The 16654-nt window shown below is 47.2% G+C and carries 18 protein-coding genes and 4 tRNA genes; 13 read left to right on the top strand and 9 right to left on the bottom strand.

The window, feature by feature from the left end; translation table 11 throughout:
- Positions 1 to 99 precede the first annotated feature (99 nt).
- The 4 genes from MHI30_RS21595 to rplI all read left to right on the top strand — a co-directional run bounded on the left by MHI30_RS21595 (position 100) and on the right by rplI (position 3850).
- Complete coding sequence (locus tag MHI30_RS21595; RefSeq protein WP_020453636.1) at positions 100 to 240, top strand: hypothetical protein; 141 nt, start codon at positions 100 to 102, stop codon at positions 238 to 240.
- Positions 241 to 456: 216 nt separating this feature from the next.
- Positions 457 to 1386 carry a YybS family protein gene (locus MHI30_RS21590; RefSeq protein ID WP_009330028.1) on the top strand — a complete coding sequence of 310 codons (930 nt, stop codon included), beginning with the start codon at positions 457 to 459 and terminating at the stop codon, positions 1384 to 1386.
- A 35-nt stretch (positions 1387 to 1421) separates the two neighbouring features.
- Positions 1422 to 3404 (top strand): DHH family phosphoesterase, encoded by a 1983-nt coding sequence (locus MHI30_RS21585; RefSeq protein ID WP_009330027.1) that lies wholly within the window; start codon positions 1422 to 1424, stop codon positions 3402 to 3404.
- Entirely contained in the window at positions 3401 to 3850 is a 450-nt protein-coding gene (gene rplI, locus MHI30_RS21580) for a 50S ribosomal protein L9 (RefSeq protein ID WP_075751799.1), read from the top strand. Before MHI30_RS21585 ends, rplI begins: the two co-directional genes overlap by 4 nt.
- 42 nt (positions 3851 to 3892) lie before the next feature.
- Here the strand turns inward: rplI and nagE are convergent, their stop codons facing one another.
- The 7 genes from nagE to MHI30_RS21545 form a co-directional block, all read right to left on the bottom strand.
- Positions 3893 to 5266 (bottom strand): N-acetylglucosamine-specific PTS transporter subunit IIBC, encoded by a 1374-nt coding sequence (nagE, locus tag MHI30_RS21575; RefSeq protein WP_075751798.1) that lies wholly within the window; start codon positions 5264 to 5266, stop codon positions 3893 to 3895.
- Between the two features lie 2 nt (positions 5267 to 5268).
- The gene (gene murQ, locus MHI30_RS21570; RefSeq protein WP_075751797.1) at positions 5269 to 6165 is read right to left on the bottom strand and encodes an N-acetylmuramic acid 6-phosphate etherase; all 897 of its coding nucleotides are present in this window, start codon (positions 6163 to 6165) and stop codon (positions 5269 to 5271) included.
- Entirely contained in the window at positions 6162 to 6893 is a 732-nt protein-coding gene (locus MHI30_RS21565) for a GntR family transcriptional regulator (protein WP_075751796.1), read from the bottom strand. Before MHI30_RS21565 ends, murQ begins: the two co-directional genes overlap by 4 nt.
- Positions 6890 to 7636, bottom strand: coding sequence for a glucosamine-6-phosphate deaminase (nagB, locus tag MHI30_RS21560; RefSeq protein ID WP_075751795.1), 747 nt, complete (start codon positions 7634 to 7636; stop codon positions 6890 to 6892). The genes MHI30_RS21565 and nagB overlap by 4 nt, the downstream gene beginning before the upstream one ends.
- Positions 7633 to 8883: an N-acetylglucosamine-6-phosphate deacetylase gene (gene nagA, locus MHI30_RS21555; RefSeq protein WP_081379877.1), complete on the bottom strand. Its 1251-nt coding sequence runs from the start codon at positions 8881 to 8883 to the stop codon at positions 7633 to 7635. Before nagA ends, nagB begins: the two co-directional genes overlap by 4 nt.
- Positions 8884 to 9015: 132 nt before the next feature.
- Positions 9016 to 10221, bottom strand: a complete 1206-nt coding sequence (locus tag MHI30_RS21550; RefSeq protein WP_075751794.1) for an MFS transporter — start codon at positions 10219 to 10221, stop codon at positions 9016 to 9018.
- A 57-nt stretch (positions 10222 to 10278) separates the two neighbouring features.
- A complete protein-coding gene (locus MHI30_RS21545; protein ID WP_020453626.1) occupies positions 10279 to 10431 on the bottom strand; it encodes a YycC family protein in 153 nt (50 codons plus the stop codon).
- 142 nt (positions 10432 to 10573) lie between these two features.
- Between MHI30_RS21545 and MHI30_RS21540 the strand changes: the two genes are divergently transcribed.
- On the top strand, positions 10574 to 10792 hold the full coding sequence (locus tag MHI30_RS21540; protein WP_075751851.1) for a hypothetical protein: 219 nt from the start codon (positions 10574 to 10576) through the stop codon (positions 10790 to 10792).
- A gap of 35 nt (positions 10793 to 10827) precedes the next feature.
- Here the strand turns inward: MHI30_RS21540 and MHI30_RS21535 are convergent, their stop codons facing one another.
- Positions 10828 to 11025 carry a DUF2188 domain-containing protein gene (locus MHI30_RS21535; protein WP_075751793.1) on the bottom strand — a complete coding sequence of 66 codons (198 nt, stop codon included), beginning with the start codon at positions 11023 to 11025 and terminating at the stop codon, positions 10828 to 10830.
- A 183-nt stretch (positions 11026 to 11208) separates the two neighbouring features.
- On the opposite strand from MHI30_RS21535, the gene dnaB reads away from it, so the two are divergent.
- Positions 11209 to 12573, top strand: coding sequence for a replicative DNA helicase (dnaB, locus tag MHI30_RS21530; protein ID WP_020453623.1), 1365 nt, complete (start codon positions 11209 to 11211; stop codon positions 12571 to 12573).
- A 17-nt stretch (positions 12574 to 12590) separates the two neighbouring features.
- On the opposite strand, the gene MHI30_RS21525 is transcribed toward dnaB, so the two are convergent.
- Entirely contained in the window at positions 12591 to 12857 is a 267-nt protein-coding gene (locus MHI30_RS21525) for a holin (protein ID WP_003177977.1), read from the bottom strand.
- 263 nt (positions 12858 to 13120) lie between these two features.
- On the opposite strand from MHI30_RS21525, the gene MHI30_RS21520 reads away from it, so the two are divergent.
- The 7 genes from MHI30_RS21520 (at position 13121) to walR (ending at position 16653) form a co-directional block, all read left to right on the top strand.
- Positions 13121 to 14413: an adenylosuccinate synthase gene (locus tag MHI30_RS21520; RefSeq protein WP_075751792.1), complete on the top strand. Its 1293-nt coding sequence runs from the start codon at positions 13121 to 13123 to the stop codon at positions 14411 to 14413.
- Between the two features lie 63 nt (positions 14414 to 14476).
- Positions 14477 to 14890, top strand: coding sequence for an NUDIX hydrolase (locus tag MHI30_RS21515; RefSeq protein ID WP_075751791.1), 414 nt, complete (start codon positions 14477 to 14479; stop codon positions 14888 to 14890).
- Positions 14891 to 15116: 226 nt separating this feature from the next.
- A tRNA-Lys gene (locus tag MHI30_RS21510) sits at positions 15117 to 15192 on the top strand.
- A 7-nt stretch (positions 15193 to 15199) separates the two neighbouring features.
- A tRNA-Glu gene (locus MHI30_RS21505) sits at positions 15200 to 15271 on the top strand.
- An 88-nt stretch (positions 15272 to 15359) separates the two neighbouring features.
- A tRNA-Asp gene (locus MHI30_RS21500) sits at positions 15360 to 15436 on the top strand.
- Positions 15437 to 15457: 21 nt separating this feature from the next.
- Positions 15458 to 15530: transfer RNA gene (locus MHI30_RS21495), tRNA-Phe, on the top strand.
- Between the two features lie 415 nt (positions 15531 to 15945).
- The gene (gene walR / locus MHI30_RS21490; protein WP_003177967.1) at positions 15946 to 16653 is read left to right on the top strand and encodes a cell wall metabolism DNA-binding response regulator WalR; all 708 of its coding nucleotides are present in this window, start codon (positions 15946 to 15948) and stop codon (positions 16651 to 16653) included.
- The last annotated feature ends 1 nt before the right edge of the window (position 16654 follow it).

Below are 16654 nucleotides of genomic sequence, written 5' to 3'. Positions count from 1 at the left end.
ATAGAAGAATCAGAGGGACGTTTTAGACCGTTTTGGAAAGGGGAAATCAAATAATACGGGATTTTTGCATCTAAGTGACAACAATGAGAGGTGATCAATGTGTTGGATGTGTTGAAGGACTTTTTTCTATTCTTGAGCGGCGGGCTTCGCGTGACGCTTCTGATCGCAATTTTGATTATATTGTTGTTGATCAGAAAAGCGAGAAAGAAAAATAAAGAGAAGTCGGGGTTTCTCGACTGACAGTGTTTCACATGGAACATTCACTCGCTTTCTCAAGCCTTATGATCGTTTTACTTGCGATTTGACCTTATGTTAGAATAAAGAAACAATGAGAGAAGGCCGAGACCTGCTCATCTCATCGTCTTTATTTGAAAATGAAATTTTCGGCGTTAGAAAAGAGCAGTCGTCTATGCTGCTCTTTTTGATTCATGACATTTAAACATACGAGGTGAACAAGTGAAACAAACAAGAGCTTTAGTAGAAGGCGCTATCATGGTCAGTATTTTTGCCGTTTTGCTGATGATCAGCCTCTATATTCCTTTCATCGGAACCATTCTTTTATTGACACTGCCGCTGCCTGCCATGGTTCAAACAATCAGGCACGGTCTAAAGCCTGGGATTTCGGTGGGGTTGGTCAGTTTACCCGTTTCATTGATTGCCGGTTCCTTAGGCGGACTGATGTTTGCTATTCCAGTAAGTGCCGCGGGCGTGATCATGGGCTTTTACTACAGAAGAAAAGAGCCGGCCCAAGCGATTGCTGCAGCAGCCGTTACATATATGGTTTCGTTCGTCCTGCTGCTTATCATCAGCGTTCAGTTTCTTGGATTAAACTTAATAGAGACGGCCAATCAAGCATATAATGAAACATTCAAAACCTTTGAATCGAGTATCAAACAGTTTGGAAATGATAAAGAAGTGGCTAAGCAGATTGAATTGTTAAATGAGCAATTCAAACAGGCGCAATATTTATATCCAACGGCCATTGTGATATTTTCCGGAATCACTGCGTTTTTGAATCATCTGCTCGCAAAGCCGGTGCTTCGGCGCATCATACAAATACCGTCTCTGAAACCGTTCAGGGATATGAGACTTCCGCAAAGCATTATTTGGATCTATTTGTTGACGATTCTTCTGTCGCTGGCTCCCGTTGAAGAGGGCAGTGTATATTACTCTGTTCTGTTAAATGCGAGTCTCATCATGGGCTTTGTCTTGGTCATCCAAGGGTTTTCATTTGTGTTTTACTTTTGCCATGCCAAGAAACTGCCAACTGTCCTGCCGGTTCTTTTTTTAATTATCGGGTTGTTTTCGCCCCTGCTGTACCTTGTTCGCATCTTAGGTATAATTGATATAGGCTTTAACTTGAGAGAAAGAGTGAAAAAATCGTAGCCGCGATGTTCTCCAATGGTGAGGAGTTGATTTGAGTGCCAAGTTTTTATGAAAAACCGTTATTTCGATATCCCATATATTCTTTAATCGTCGTCACAATCATTTCTGTCCTCATCAACATTTATTTTAATTGGGTGGCAGGGGCGGCCGGCGTTCTGATTCTGGGTGTCATTTTGTACTTTTTGAAGCGGGCCGACTCCCAAATCAGAAAAGAGCTGGACGATTATATATCGACGCTGTCTTATCGTCTGAAAAAAGTCGGAGAAGAGGCGCTGCTTGAAATGCCGATCGGGATCATGCTGTTTAACGATCAGTACTATATCGAGTGGGCCAATCCTTTTATGGCGTCATGCTTTAATGAAAATACGCTCGTCGGCCGGTCGCTTTATGATACTTGTGAATCTGTCGTCCCTTTGATTAAGCAGGAAGTGGACACAGAAACGATTACGCTGAATGAGCGGAAATTTAATGTGGTCATCAAACGGGAAGAAAAGCTGCTTTATTTCTTTGATGTCACAGAGCAGACGCAGATTGAAAAACAATACGAAAATGAAAGAACGGTTCTTGCCTACATCTTTCTCGATAATTACGACGATGTGACGCAAGGGCTTGATGACCAGACCAGAAGCTCGATAAACAGTGAAGTAACATCGCTTTTGAACCAGTGGGCCCAAGAGTACGGCATTTTCTTAAAACGGGTTTCCTCTGAGCGGTTCATCGGCGTATTAAACGAACATATTTTAAGCGAGCTAGAAGCATCAAAGTTTTCGATTCTTGATGAAGTTCGGGAGAAGACATCCGTTCATACCATTTCCTTGACGTTAAGCATCGGAATCGGTGCATCTGTTGCCTCGTTGAAAGAGCTCGGCGATTTGGCGCAATCCAGCCTTGACTTGGCGCTGGGACGCGGAGGAGATCAGGTGGCAATCAAGCAGCCGAACGGGAAAGTGAAGTTTTACGGCGGTAAGACGAATCCGATGGAAAAACGGACGCGCGTCAGAGCCCGGGTCATTTCACACGCGCTCAAGGAGATTGTCTCTGAAAGCAGCAATGTGATTATCATGGGTCATAAGTTTCCCGATATGGATTCGATCGGATCAGCCATCGGGATTTTGAAGGTCGCACAAGCAAATGGCAAAGACGGTTTTGTCGTGATCGACTCCAATCAGATCGGTTCAAGCGTTCAAAGACTGATCGGGGAAATTAAAAAATACGAAGAACTGTGGTCCAGGTTTATTACGCCGGAAGAGGCGCTTGAGATCGCGAAAGACGACACGCTGCTCGTGATCGTTGATACACATAAGCCTTCCTTTGTCATTGAAGAAAGGCTGGTCAATAAAATTGAAAATATCGTCGTTATCGATCATCATAGAAGAGGGGAAGAGTTTATTAAAGACCCGCTGCTCGTCTATATGGAGCCGTACGCTTCATCTACAGCGGAGCTTGTGACAGAGCTGCTTGAGTACCAGCCGAAGCGCTTAAAAATTAACATGATCGAAGCAACAGCCCTTTTGGCCGGGATTATTGTCGATACGAAGAGCTTCTCGCTGCGCACCGGCTCCCGTACGTTCGATGCGGCGTCATATTTGCGCGCAAAAGGCGCTGACACCGTATTGGTGCAAAAGTTTTTAAAAGAAACAGCCGATCATTATATTAAAAGGGCGAAGCTCATTCAGCATACCGTTTTCTATCAAAACGGCATCGCCATCGCATCGCTGCCGGACGATGAGGCGGACGAATATTTTGACCAGGTTATCATTGCACAAGCCGCGGATTCTCTTCTGTCCATGAGCGATGTCGAAGCGTCATTTGCTGTGGCGAGAAGAGACGAGAATACGGTATGCATCAGTGCGAGGTCGCTCGGCGAAGTGAATGTTCAAATCATCATGGAAGCGCTCGAGGGCGGCGGTCATTTAACCAATGCCGCGACACAGCTGACCGATATCACGGTTGAAGAAACGCTCCGCCGACTAAAAGAAGCGATTGACGAGTATTTCGAAGGAGGCATTCAGAAATGAAGGTAATTTTCTTACAGGATGTTAAAGGCAAAGGGAAAAAAGGCGAAGTGAAAAATGTAGCGGATGGATACGCGCACAACTTTTTGATCAAAAAAGGGCTGGCTGTTGAAGCGACATCATCCAATATCAGCGCGCTTGAAGGCCAGAAGAAAAAAGAGAAGAAAGAAGCCGCTGAAGAACTGAAACATGCGAAAGAGCTGAAAAAACAACTTGAGGACATCACGGTGGAACTTTCAGCCAAGTTCGGAGAAGGCGGCCGTCTATTCGGCTCCGTGACAAGCAAACAAATCGCGGATGCGCTGCAAAAAAGCCATCAGTTAAAAATCGACAAACGTAAAATCGAGTTAAACGATGCGATTCGCTCATTGGGATATACAAATGTTCCCGTGAAACTCCATCCAGAAGTACAAGCAACACTGAAAGTTCACGTGAAAGAGCAATCATAAAATAACAAAGCCCCTTCATGCAGTGCAGAAGGGGCTTATCTTTTATTCTGTGCGTTTTCTCATTTCATTGGCCAAGAATTCAACGTCTGTACCGATGATCACCTGTACATCGTGCTGATTGAGCTTCACGAATCCTTTTGCTCCCATGGCTTTCATCGCGCTTTCATCCAGTTTGGAAGCATCGCGGACCTTGAGGCGAAGGCGGGTTACACAATTGTTCAGCGTCTCGATGTTTTCTTTTCCGCCAAGCGCTTCGATGTATTTGTCCGCAAGGGTATCGTATTTGGACGGTCCTGTGTCAGGGCTGACAGGTGTGTTTTCCTGGTCATCGTCCTCCTCTCGGCCAGGCGTTTTCAAATTGAGCTTCGTAATCAGGAAATAAAAGATGACGAAATAAATAATGCCGTATACAAGACCGAGCGGCAGCAAAAGCAGCGGCTTTGTGGCGATTCCAAAGTTTAAAAGGTAGTCGATCGTCCCGGCTGAAAAGGTAAAGCCGTGGTGGATGCCGAGCATATTGGTCACGGTCATGGCGCTTGCGGTTAACAAGGCGTGAATACCGAAGAGAAGCGGCGATAAAAACATGAATGTGAACTCAATCGGCTCCGTGATACCGGTTAAAAATGATGTGAACGCCAATCCGATCAGCAATCCGGCCGTTGCTTTGCGGCGATGCTTTTTCGCGGCGGCGATCATTGCCAGACATGCCGCAGGGAGACCGAACATCATGATCGGGAAGAACCCTGTCATAAAGGCGCCGGCGCTTGGATCTCCGGCAAAGAACCGGTTCATGTCACCCGTTTTGCCCGCAAATTCTCCAAAGACCATCCAAACCATATTGTTTAAAATGTGATGAAGGCCGAGCGGCAGGAGCAGCCTGTTCAAAAGACCGAATATGCCGACTCCCAATGCCCCTGCATGAATGATCCAGCCGCCAATGGCGTCAATGGCCTGCTGTGCGTAAATCCAGACGAAGCCGAAAACCCCTGCAAGAATGATGGAACAGAAGGCTGTCATAATCGGAACGCTGCGTTTTCCGCCGAAGAACCCGAGCCAGTCAGGCAGTTTTGCATCTTTAAAGCGGTTATACATGACGGCTGCGACTACACCTGAAATAATCCCGCCGAGAACGCCCATGTTCAGGTCCTTATTGATGGCTGCTAAGCCGCCTGTCAGAACAAAATAACCGATGGCTCCGGACAATGCGGCGGCCCCGTGGCCATCCTTTGACAATCCGATTGCAACGCCTATCGCAAAGATGATCGGCAGTTGGTCAAGAATCGATTGTCCTGAAGCGGCGATAAACGGAATGTTTAACAGGTCTTCTCTTCCCAGCGCGAGCAGGAGGCCCGCAGCAGGAAGAACGGCAATCGGAAGCATGAGCGCGCGGCCGATATTTTGAAGAAATCCCAACATAGTTAAAACCCCTTTCGATGATATTGAATCGCTTTTTTCAAATGTCCATTTTCATGGGATAAACAGCGGCGGGCATCTTCAAGCGTTCCGCTTGTCAACACCATAAAGATCGCTGCCTTGATGTCATTGCCGCTTTCTTTTAAAGCTTGCAGGGCCTCATTCTGTGATAACCCGGTGGTATTCATCAGAATGGTGACAGCTCGCCCGGCCAATTTTTGATTGAGCAGTCTCATATTCACCATCTCGTTTTGATAGACGCGGCCAAGCCTCGCCATTGCAGCTGTTGACAACATGTTCAAGATCATTTTTTGAGCGGTCCCTGCTTTCAGCCGCGTTGAACCGCGAATAATTTCCGGTCCTGTTTGCACCTCAATCGCGATATCGCTTAACTTGCCTGCTTCTGTATCCTCGTTGCAGCTGATCGAAACAGACGCGGCTCCGAGCTGTCTGGCATAGGATAATGCGCCGAGGACATAAGGTGTCGAGCCGCTCGCTGTGACGCCGATTAAGACGTCATCTTTCGAGAATGATTGCGCTTTCAGATCCGCGACGATTTTTTCACGGTCATCTTCATTTTCTTCAAGAGGCGTCCACATCGCGTCATATCCGCCGGCGATAAGACCGGTCCAACGGCTTTCGTCAATAGAGAAGGTCGGCGGCAGTTCTGCGGCATCAAGGACTGCGATTCTGCCGCTTGTGCCGGCGCCAGCTGTAAACACTCTTCCGCCTTGCTTAAAACGGCTGACAATCGTATCCGCCGCCTCGGCGATCAGGGGAAGGCAGGGCGTAATGGCGCGAGGAACTGTATGGTCTTCCTCATTCATCAAGGTGACGATATCTAAAGCATTCATTTCATCAAGTGCTTTGCTTTTGTCGTTCGTATCTTCTGTCTTCCTCATTGTTCTTTCCTCTTCATATCGATGACGAATTTATAGCGGTCGCCTCTGTAAACGGATTTGACCACTTCAAACGGTCTGCCGTCGTCCAAATAGCTTAAACGTTCGATGAGCAGGACAGGTGCGCCTTCCTCGATGTCGAGAGGCTCGCTCTCTGCCGGAGAGGCAATCGCCGGCTCGAGTGTTTGTGCGGCGCGGTCAATCGTAAGGGAGAGCGTATTTTCGACATAGTCGTACAAAGATGCGCTCATAATGTCCTCTGTCAGGCCGTTGATGAGGTCGGCGGGCAAATAGGAGATTTCATAAGCCATCGGGATGTCGTCTGCGAGACGGATCCGTTTGACTTCATAGACGGAAGCCCCTTCACGAATCTCCAGTTTGCGCGCTGTGCTCTGGTCACACGGAATGACGCCGAAGCCGAGCATTTTTGTGCCGGGTCTCATGCCTCTTGATTTCATGTCCTCGGAAAAGCTTGTCAATCCTTTGAGAGGCTGCTCAATTTTAGGCTCGGCAATAAATGTTCCTTTTCCCCGCTGCCGGACGAGAATGCCTTCATTGACGAGGTTGTTGACCGCCTGCCGGACGGTCATCCTGCTTACCTCATATTTTTCTGCGAACTCTCTTTCAGAAGGAATGAGGTCGCCGGGCTTCAAATCTTTTGTTTCGGCAAGCTTTTTAATCTCGGTTTCAATCTGATAGTAAATCGGAATGTGGGAATCTTTTTTGATCAAAAGGCCATACCCCTTTCTTTCACGATTGATAAAGCATCGCTGTCCGCTATGATGACGACGTTCTGGTGTGTTTTTAAGACAGAAGCGGGCGTGTCTTCATTTGGTTCTTCACTGAGAAGCTTCGCCAGGATGCCCGCTTTTTTCTCTCCTGAAACGAGCAGCAGGATCTGCTTGCTTTTCATGATCGTGGAAATGCCCATCGTTATGGCTTGCGATGGGACGGCGTCATAGGAATCAAAATAACGGGCATTGGCTTCTTTCGTTGATTGTGTCAGTTCGACTGTATGCGTTTTCGATGAAAATGGGGTGCCCGGTTCGTTAAACCCGATGTGGCCGTTCAAGCCGAGGCCGAGCACTTGGAGATCAATGCCTCCAAGCCGTTCGATCAGCGCTTCATAGCGGCTGCATTCGGCATCGAGGTCACAAGCCATCCCGTCCGGAAGATGGGTATGGCTGAGCGGAATGTCAATGTGATCGAAAAGCTGTTTTTTCATATAGAATGTATAGCTGTTTTCATGATCCGGGGAAACGCCGACATACTCGTCTAAGTTAACGGTATAGACGTGCTTGTAAGTCGTTTTGTTATGCGTATGATCTTCCCTTAAAACCTGATATGTGCCGAGAGGCGTTCCTCCGGTTGCAAGGCCGAGAACAGGCACAGATAAGCGGTTTACTTTCTCGATGATGAGTCGGGCGGCCGTTTGGCTCATGTCCTGATAATTTTTAGCTTCAATGATTTTCATGGTGAAACCTCCCTTTTGCTGAAAGCAATCACGCCTTTGCAAAGCGTCATCACAACTTCATTCTTTTCATTTAAAATGATCAAATCGGCATCTTTCCCGCTCCGTATGCTGCCTTTTCGGTCAAACACATGAAGCTGCTTGGCGGGATTGACCGCTGTCATGTAGACGATATCTTCGAGTGAACATCCTGTAAAATCCATCATGTTCAGAGCAGCCTGGTTCATCTTCAAGATGCTGCCGGCAAGCGTACCATCCTGTAAGACGGCTTTTTCGCCTTTCACGAACACCTCCTGTCCGCCCAATGTATAGGTTCCATTTTTTAAGCATTTTGCGCGCATGGCATCCGTAATTAAAATGATGCCTTCTTTCTGTTTTTGCTGAAATGCCAGCTTGACGACGGCAGGGTGAACATGAATGCCGTCGGCAATCACTTCGGCCTTCAGTTCATCATGCAGAAGGGCGCTTCCGGCCGTCCCCGGCTCGCGATGGTGCAGCCCCCGCATGCCGTTGAACAAATGGGTGACATGGGAGATGCCGGCCTTAATCCCGTCTGCCATTTCTTTGAGTCCGGCGTCGGAGTGGCCGGCGGATGCCGTGACACCTGTTTCTTTTAAAAAGGAAATTAGTTCCAAAGACCCTTCCAGCTCTGGCGCAAGTGTGACTAATTTAATGTTATTCCCCGAGATGCGCTGCCATTCTTTAAATAACGAAAGATCCGGCGGGATAATATCATCCGGCGGCTGGGCGCCGCACCGCTTTTCTGAAATAAAAGGGCCTTCTAAGTGAACGCCTAATACTTCGGCGGTTCCGGGCTGGCCGCCGGCTTCCTTATAGCGGTGAACGTTTGCCAGCGCATGCTCGATCGTGGCTTTATCCTGGGTCATCGTCGTCGCCAGGAAGCTTGTCGTTCCTTCTTTCGGCAGGGCTTCGGCCATTGTTTGCAAAGCCTCGGCTGTTCCGTCCATGACATCTGCGCCGTTCGCTCCGTGAATATGAACATCAATCATGCCCGGCAGCACTTTGAAGTTCTCCGGAAATGTCAGCTGTTCTGCCGTTGCGGCGGAAACGGGAATATCAGTCATTGGTCCGTAAGCCTCGATTTTTCCCCCGTTCGTTAGAAGAAATCCGTCTTCTATCATTCCATTTTCACTGTAAATATGAAGATGTTTAAACATATAGCGTTGAGATGGGTTGGTTTTCACAGTCAAAAGTCCTTTCTTGAAAACGTTATCATCAGTATAGAACATTACAACTCTAGTTGTCTAGACCATTAAGTGAATTATTTTTGTCAAGTTTGATCATACAGCATCACGCTTCATTTGGCCGCTGTGTTGTCAGGTTATATTCCAAAAAAAAAGCCGGCTTATCTGCCGGCTTCGTTATGCTGCTTTAGCATAAATATATTGATTTCTTCCCGCACCGAGTCCTGCACCGATCAAAGCGACCAGCGCGCCGATGAACAGTAAAATCGGTCCGTTCCATGAGTGCATGTGATCGTAAAGAAAACCGACAAAGCTTGGACCAATTGCTGCCAGCAAATATCCGGCTGATTGCGACATTCCTGATAATGCCGCTGCTTGATCGGCATTTTCGCTTCTCAGCCCGATTAAAGTCAAGGCTAAACTGATGCTGGACCCTTGTCCGATTCCGATTAAAATGACCCACAGCGTCAGCATCGCTGTATTACCTCCGTACAATAGCCCTGACATCCCCGCCAAGTATAGGATGCCGAGGGCCAGCACGATGCTTTTTTGGTTTCGGAAGCGCCCGGCGAGAACCGGAGTCAAAAATGTCGACGGGAGGCTGGCAAACTGCATCAGCGACAGCATCCAGCCGGCAAGCGACATGCTCATCCCATGCGAGCGGAGAATTTCGGGCAGCCAGGCGATCGTGCAGTAAAACAAGAACGACTGTATGCCCATAAAGAATGTGACCTGCCAGGCGATTTTCGAGCGCCAGACCGTTTGGCCGCCCGTCTTTAAGCTGACCGTGCGGTTTCCCGTATCATGATAGCGGAGCTGGGGAACCCATATCAAAATCGCAACAAACGCGAGACCGGCCCAGACCATAAGCGATGCGCTCCATCCCCACGCTAAACCGTGCGACAGCGGAATGCTGATCCCTGAAGCGAGCGCCGCAAAAATCGACATGGCTGTCGTATAGAAACTAGTCATAATTCCCGCTTTGTCAGGAAATTTATGTTTGATCAGGCTGGGCAAGAGCACATTGGAGATGGCGATGCCGACTCCGATCAATGCGGTCCCCGCAAATAGTGTGAAAGCTTCTCCGTAAGAGCGCAGCAAAATCCCGATCAATAAGATGACCAAACCGACCCAGAGGGTTCTCTCATTGCCCAGCTTCTGTCCGAGCTTAGGGGCGATTGGGGACAGGACGGCGAAAGATAACAGCGGCAGCGTCGTCAAGAAGCCGGCCATGCCGTTCGTCAAACCCATATCCGAGCGGATCGAACTGATCAATGGCCCGACAGATGTAATAGCCGGTCTTAAATTAAAAGCGATAAATATGATTCCTGCAATCAATAAGATATTGTTCAAACGGGCGCGTCGAGCGTCAATGTAATGCATGCTGTATTCTCCTTTGCTTTCAGGTGGAAAAGTGACATGAAAAAGAAACCCGGAACATCATCCAAGGTTACTTTTTTGATCTTGCTTCTGAATTTCGGCAATTTTCGCAAGCAGGATATGCTGCGGCATATGCATGATTTGTTCAAGAGGAAGATTTAAGCTTTCCGAAAGTTTTTGCGCCGTTTCGGCAGATATTTGTAAAGGTTTCATAAAGTCCTCCATTTTATATTGTACCCCAGCGTACAGAGTACGCAACAGTGAATATTGACTCCGATTTATATTGTAACATCATATGACAAGTGAGTTGGAAGAAAAAGAAAAAAGCGATATAAATAAAGAGGAGGTGATCGTCTTGAATTCGACATTATCTGCGCTGAAAAAGAAATTGTATGAACAGCAGATCAGAGCGAAAGGGCTTTACACATTTGAAGAATACAAAGATATGCGCAATGTGCTGCAAACGCTGCGGATGAAATTTGCCGCCTATGAAGAATGGGATTTGTACCAACATGCGACCGATTTGATGGTCAGCATGCTTTTGAAAAACAATTGGAACAGCCGGCTGGATTAATAGTGGAATCAAAAAAAACACCTCGGCCGAGGTGTTTAATAAGACCGTTCGTCTTCTTTGTTGTCCTGCCGGTCATAGATGACAAGCTTCGCAGGACGATTCTCTTTCGCCATCTCTTCTCCTTTTTCCACGGCCTCTGTCCTTGTGTCATAAAGCTCAACAGGCGCCGTATCTTCCAGTTTCAAAAACCATCCGTCTGTCTCGGCATTCGGTGTCACCGTATAGACCTTCATGAAAAACAACCTCCCCAAACATGTTTACTGATTTATTTTCCCTGATAGATCAGGAGAGCAAACATCCTACTGCCGTTCTCCCTTTCTATGAAAATATTTCTACAAAAAGCGAGTCTACTTTTTTTCTGTAAAAATGGTAAAATAGACGTTGGATTATTTTTAAATGGGAGGACGGTGCTTAACATGACAGATCTTCTGAATGACAGGCTGCCGCCGCAAAATATCGAAGCCGAACAGGCCGTGTTAGGTGCTGTTTTTTTAGAACCATCAGCTTTAACATTGGCGTCAGAAGTCTTGATTCCAGATGATTTTTACAGAATGTCGCACCAAAAAATATATAACGCCATGCTTGTTCTTGGAGACCGCGGCGAGCCTGTAGACCTGGTGACGGTGACATCAGAGCTTGCGAACACGGACCTTTTGGAAGAGGTTGGCGGTATTTCTTATTTGACGGATATTGCAAATTCTGTGCCGACTGCGGCTAATATAGAGTATTATGCAAAAATCGTGGAAGAAAAATCGATTCTCCGCCGCTTGATCCGTACGGCAACGACGATTGCCCAAGACGGATATACAAGGGAGGATGAAGTCGAAGACCTCTTAAGCGAAGCAGAAAAAACGATTATGGAAGTCGCCCAGCGCAAAAACTCCGGGGCCTTTCAAAACATTAAAGATGTGCTCGTTCAAACTTACGATAATATTGAACAGCTCCACAACAGAAAAGGAGACATCACCGGGATCCCGACAGGTTTTACCGAGCTTGACCGAATGACGGCGGGCTTTCAAAGAAACGATTTGATCATCGTAGCCGCCCGTCCGTCAGTCGGTAAAACCGCTTTTGCCTTAAACATCGCCCAAAACGTGGCGACTAAAACCGATGAAAGCGTCGCGATCTTCAGCCTTGAGATGGGCGCCGAACAGCTGGTCATGCGGATGCTCTGTGCGGAAGGCAACATCAACGCCCAGAATCTCCGGACCGGAAACCTGACGGAAGAGGATTGGGGCAAGCTGACAATGGCGATGGGAAGCTTATCAAACAGCGGAATTTTCATCGATGATACACCGGGGATCCGCGTCAGCGAAATCCGTTCCAAGTGCAGACGGTTAAAGCAGGAGAACGGCCTCGGCATGATTTTGATCGACTACCTGCAGCTTATCCAAGGAAGCGGCAGATCAAGTGACAACCGTCAGCAGGAAGTGTCGGAAATATCCCGTGCGCTGAAAGCGCTGGCGAGGGAGCTTGAAGTTCCGGTCATCGCCCTTTCACAGCTTTCCCGGGGCGTCGAGCAGCGCCAGGACAAGCGTCCGATGATGTCGGACATCCGGGAATCGGGAAGTATCGAGCAGGACGCCGATATCGTTGCGTTCCTGTACCGCGATGATTACTATGACAAAGAATCTGAGAATAAAAACATCATTGAAATCATTATTGCAAAACAAAGGAACGGCCCGGTTGGGACCGTCTCACTCGCTTTTGTAAAAGAATATAATAAGTTCGTCAACCTGGAACGCCGGTTTGATGACGCGGGTGTTGCGCCTGGTGCTTAAATCCCTGAGACATGCTCTCAGGGATTTTTCTTTTTTCTTGCATTGCGATTTTTACCGATTTCAAATAAACCCGTCGCTGTTAATCCGGCCAGTCCTCCTGACCATAAACGGAGCACGAGTTCAAGGTCTGTAAAAGGATATGCTGCGGCCCCGATCAGCAAACCTATCAAGAGTGAAACGAGCGGAATCAAGTTTTTCGGCACCTTGACCGTCTTCTTCACCAATTCGACCAGCGCCAAAATGATCGGCGATAAAACGGATGCAAAAATTAATACCGTCTCCATCGGCATCTCCCTCCTTACTTTATTGAATATTTGCGTTGCCGGTTATTTATGTGTCTTTGTCCAAAAAAACGGTTTTTTAAGATTTAACTTACAGACTGTCTATTAAAAAGAAAATATATGAAATTTGCTTTATAATAACGAACAAAAATGTTTGGTATTAAAATTAATGTTCGGATTTCCGATTGACTTTGCGGGATGACACTGATAAACTGAATGTGTTTGATATTGATATCGTTTGAAAAGGTTAACGGAGGTGCACGGATATGTCTTCAGTAGTTGTTGTAGGTACGCAGTGGGGTGACGAAGGAAAAGGCAAAATCACCGATTTCCTTTCCGAAAACGCAGAGGTAATCGCACGGTACCAAGGCGGAAATAACGCAGGACATACAATTAAATTCAACGGGGTAACGTACAAACTGCATTTGATTCCATCCGGTATTTTTTATAAGGATAAAACGTGTGTGATCGGCAACGGAATGGTTGTTGATCCGAAAGCATTGGTGACGGAGCTGGCTTATCTTCATGAGCGGAACGTCAGCACGGACAATTTGAGAATCTCCAACAGGGCCCATGTCATTCTGCCGTATCATTTAAAGCTTGATGCGGTCGAAGAAGAGCGGAAAGGGGCCAATAAAATCGGCACGACGAAAAAGGGAATCGGCCCGGCTTATATGGACAAAGCCGCTCGCGTCGGAATCCGCATCGCCGATCTGCTTAATAGGGACGTCTTTGAAGAAAAGCTCGCCCGCAATTTAGAAGAAAAAAACCGTCTGCTGGAAAAAATGTACGATGCGGAAGGATTTAAAATAGAAGACATTTTAGACGAATACTATGAGTACGGCCAGCAGATCAAACAATATGTCTGCGACACGTCCGTCGTCTTAAACGACGCGCTTGATGACGGCCGCCGCGTCTTATTCGAAGGGGCGCAAGGGGTTATGCTTGATATCGACCAAGGGACATATCCGTTTGTCACGTCTTCAAACCCTGTTGCCGGCGGCGTGACGATCGGCTCAGGTGTGGGACCGACAAAAATCCAGCATGTCGTTGGTGTATCAAAAGCTTACACAACGCGTGTCGGAGACGGGCCGTTCCCGACAGAGCTGAACAATGAGATCGGAGACCAAATCCGTGAGGTCGGCCGCGAATACGGAACAACTACAGGGCGCCCGCGCCGCGTCGGCTGGTTTGACAGCGTGGTTGTCCGCCATGCCCGCCGCGTCAGCGGAATTACCGACCTTTCATTAAATTCAATTGACGTATTGACCGGTATTGAAACATTGAAAATCTGTGTCGCTTACAAATACCGCGGCGAGATCCTCGAAGAGTTCCCGGCAAGCTTAAAAGCGCTCGCTGAATGTGAGCCTGTCTATGAAGAAATGCCGGGCTGGACAGAAGATATCACAGGAGCGAAAAGCTTGAGCGATCTGCCTGAAAATGCCCGCCATTACCTAGAGCGAGTTTCTCAGCTGACAGGCATTCCGCTTTCTATTTTCTCAGTCGGTCCTGACCGCTCACAAACAAATGTGGTGAGAAGCGTTTATCGTCCGAACTAAATTCCAGAAGAGCCTCTGCAGTTCGCAGGGGCTTTGTTTTTCAATGACAAGGAGGGAAAACGGGTGGAACGTGTCGATGTTGTATATTCATTCGCGGAAGAGAACGGAAACATCCTGATGGTGAAAAATAAGAAAAATCAATCGTGGACGCTGCCGGGCGGAAAGGTGGAAGCTGGAGAATCGCTTACAGAAGCCGCGGCGAGAGAAATGAAGGAAGAAACAGGCTACGGGATTCAGCCTCTTGATATATTAGCTATAAATGAAGCGATAATCGGCGGCGAGCATGTATATTTCATCGTCTTTAGAGCCCGGATCACCGATCGTCCGGATGCCATCACGTTTGACGAGAACATTCTTGAAGCCAAGTGGATGCCGCTTCATGAAGCTGACCGGCTGCTGTCTGTATTCCATCCGAACGGAATCATGCACTGGCTGAACCGCGAAGGGGCGGAGTATCATCACGAAGGGAAAAAATAATAGAAAAAAATAAAAAAATATATTGCCACTTCTGTTCGTTCTATGATAATATAAATCTCGTTGTTGCGAAAACAACGAAACGAGCCATTAGCTCAGTTGGTAGAGCACGTCCGAATACACTTCGGAGAATTCGCTTCAGCGTACACATCGAGAGACATCTCGAAAAAGCTTCCTGAGATGTGGACGTCGTTATTTTAGATTAAATCTAAGGGTGTAATTTAATCTTGAGCCATTAGCTCAGTTGGTAGAGCATCTGACTTTTAATCAGAGGGTCGAAGGTTCGAGTCCTTCATGGCTCACCATTTCCCTGGCCCGTTGGTCAAGCGGTTAAGACACCGCCCTTTCACGGCGGTAACACGGGTTCGAATCCCGTACGGGTCATTGATTTACTTTAGCGTAATTGCTAAATCCCCGCTTGCTCCGGAGGAGACCACGATTCTTCTCCGAAGCAGGTACTGTAAATATGCAAGGTCCGGTAGTTCAGTTGGTTAGAATGCCTGCCTGTCACGCAGGAGGTCGCGGGTTCGAGTCCCGTCCGGACCGCCATTTTAAAAAAGTTACATACCCGGCTCGGTAGCTCAGTTGGTAGAGCAACGGACTGAAAATCCGTGTGTCGGCGGTTCGATTCCGTCCCGAGCCACTCTAAAAAGCGCGTCTGTTTTTAAGCAGATGCGTTTTCTTTTAGCTGAAATCAAGGAAATAAAATGCTGAAGGAATAAAAAGGAGAAAAAAAGGGAGGCCGGTAACCCGGCCGAAGAAGAAGACGTTACTATATAGACGGTCTTGCAGGGAAAGATGTTTCATTTTTCAGTAAAAAAAGTCACAAAAATTTAATTGTTGTGATAAAAGCGGAAAAATAGCAGGTGGATTTAATTTCCAAACGTTTTCCTTTGAACTATTTTTTTAACTTTTGCTTCATAAACGTTATAATGTATAAGAAATCTATTTTCTAGAAAGTGTTTTTTAATCACGACATGCAGTGTACTTGATATAAAACTTAGGCAGCCATCCGCTGGCTGTATTGTATCCAAACTCTGAACCAGGAGGAACGAATAATGGAAAAAAAGATACTAGTTGTAGATGATGAAAAGCCGATTGCTGATATTTTAGAGTTTAATCTGAAAAAAGAGGGCTATGAAGTCCATTGCGCATACGACGGCAATGAAGCGCTTCAGATGGTTGAGGATCTTAACCCTGATATGATTCTGCTCGACATCATGCTTCCGAACAAGGACGGTGTAGAAGTGTGCCGTGAAGTCCGTAAAAAATATGATATGCCCATCATTATGCTGACAGCAAAGGATTCGGAAATCGATAAAGTCATCGGCCTTGAACTGGGCGCTGACGACTATGTGACAAAACCGTTCAGCACCCGCGAACTGCTGGCGCGTGTCAAAGCGAACTTGAGGAGACAGAACACAGCGGCTCCTGCCGAAGAAGAATCGTCTTCAAACGAAATTCAAATCGGATCGCTCGTCATTTTTCCGGATGCCTATGTCGTTTCAAAACGCGACGAGACAATCGAACTGACGCATCGGGAATTCGAACTGCTGCATTACCTTGCCAAACATATCGGACAGGTCATGACGCGTGAGCATCTCCTGCAAACCGTGTGGGGATACGACTACTTTGGAGATGTCCGGACAGTTGACGTTACGGTCAGACGCCTTCGTGAAAAAATCGAGGATAATCCGAGTCACCCAAGCTGGATCGTCACAAGGCGCGGTGTCGGCTACTATTTGAGAAATCCGGAACAGGACTAAT

Source organism: Bacillus sp. FSL L8-0528, from assembly GCF_038593085.1.
GTDB classification, from domain to species: domain Bacteria; phylum Bacillota; class Bacilli; order Bacillales; family Bacillaceae; genus Bacillus; species Bacillus paralicheniformis.
Note: the sequence above shows the minus strand (reverse complement) of the source record. Positions and strands in the feature narration are given on the sequence as shown.

Coding starts and splice junctions, on each gene's coding strand:
- rplI (WP_075751799.1), top strand. CDS start 3,401: ATGAAGGTAATTTTCTTACAGGATGTTAAAGGCAAAGGGAAAAAAGGC.
- nagE (WP_075751798.1), bottom strand. CDS start 5,266: ATGTTGGGATTTCTTCAAAATATCGGCCGCGCGCTCATGCTTCCGATT.
- murQ (WP_075751797.1), bottom strand. CDS start 6,165: ATGAGGAAGACAGAAGATACGAACGACAAAAGCAAAGCACTTGATGAA.
- nagB (WP_075751795.1), bottom strand. CDS start 7,636: ATGAAAATCATTGAAGCTAAAAATTATCAGGACATGAGCCAAACGGCC.
- nagA (WP_081379877.1), bottom strand. CDS start 8,883: ATGTTCTATACTGATGATAACGTTTTCAAGAAAGGACTTTTGACTGTG.
- MHI30_RS21550 (WP_075751794.1), bottom strand. CDS start 10,221: ATGCATTACATTGACGCTCGACGCGCCCGTTTGAACAATATCTTATTG.
- MHI30_RS21545 (WP_020453626.1), bottom strand. CDS start 10,431: ATGAAACCTTTACAAATATCTGCCGAAACGGCGCAAAAACTTTCGGAA.
- MHI30_RS21535 (WP_075751793.1), bottom strand. CDS start 11,025: ATGAAGGTCTATACGGTGACACCGAATGCCGAGACAGACGGATGGTTT.
- dnaB (WP_020453623.1), top strand. CDS start 11,209: ATGACAGATCTTCTGAATGACAGGCTGCCGCCGCAAAATATCGAAGCC.
- MHI30_RS21525 (WP_003177977.1), bottom strand. CDS start 12,857: ATGGAGACGGTATTAATTTTTGCATCCGTTTTATCGCCGATCATTTTG.
- MHI30_RS21520 (WP_075751792.1), top strand. CDS start 13,121: ATGTCTTCAGTAGTTGTTGTAGGTACGCAGTGGGGTGACGAAGGAAAA.
- walR (WP_003177967.1), top strand. CDS start 15,946: ATGGAAAAAAAGATACTAGTTGTAGATGATGAAAAGCCGATTGCTGAT.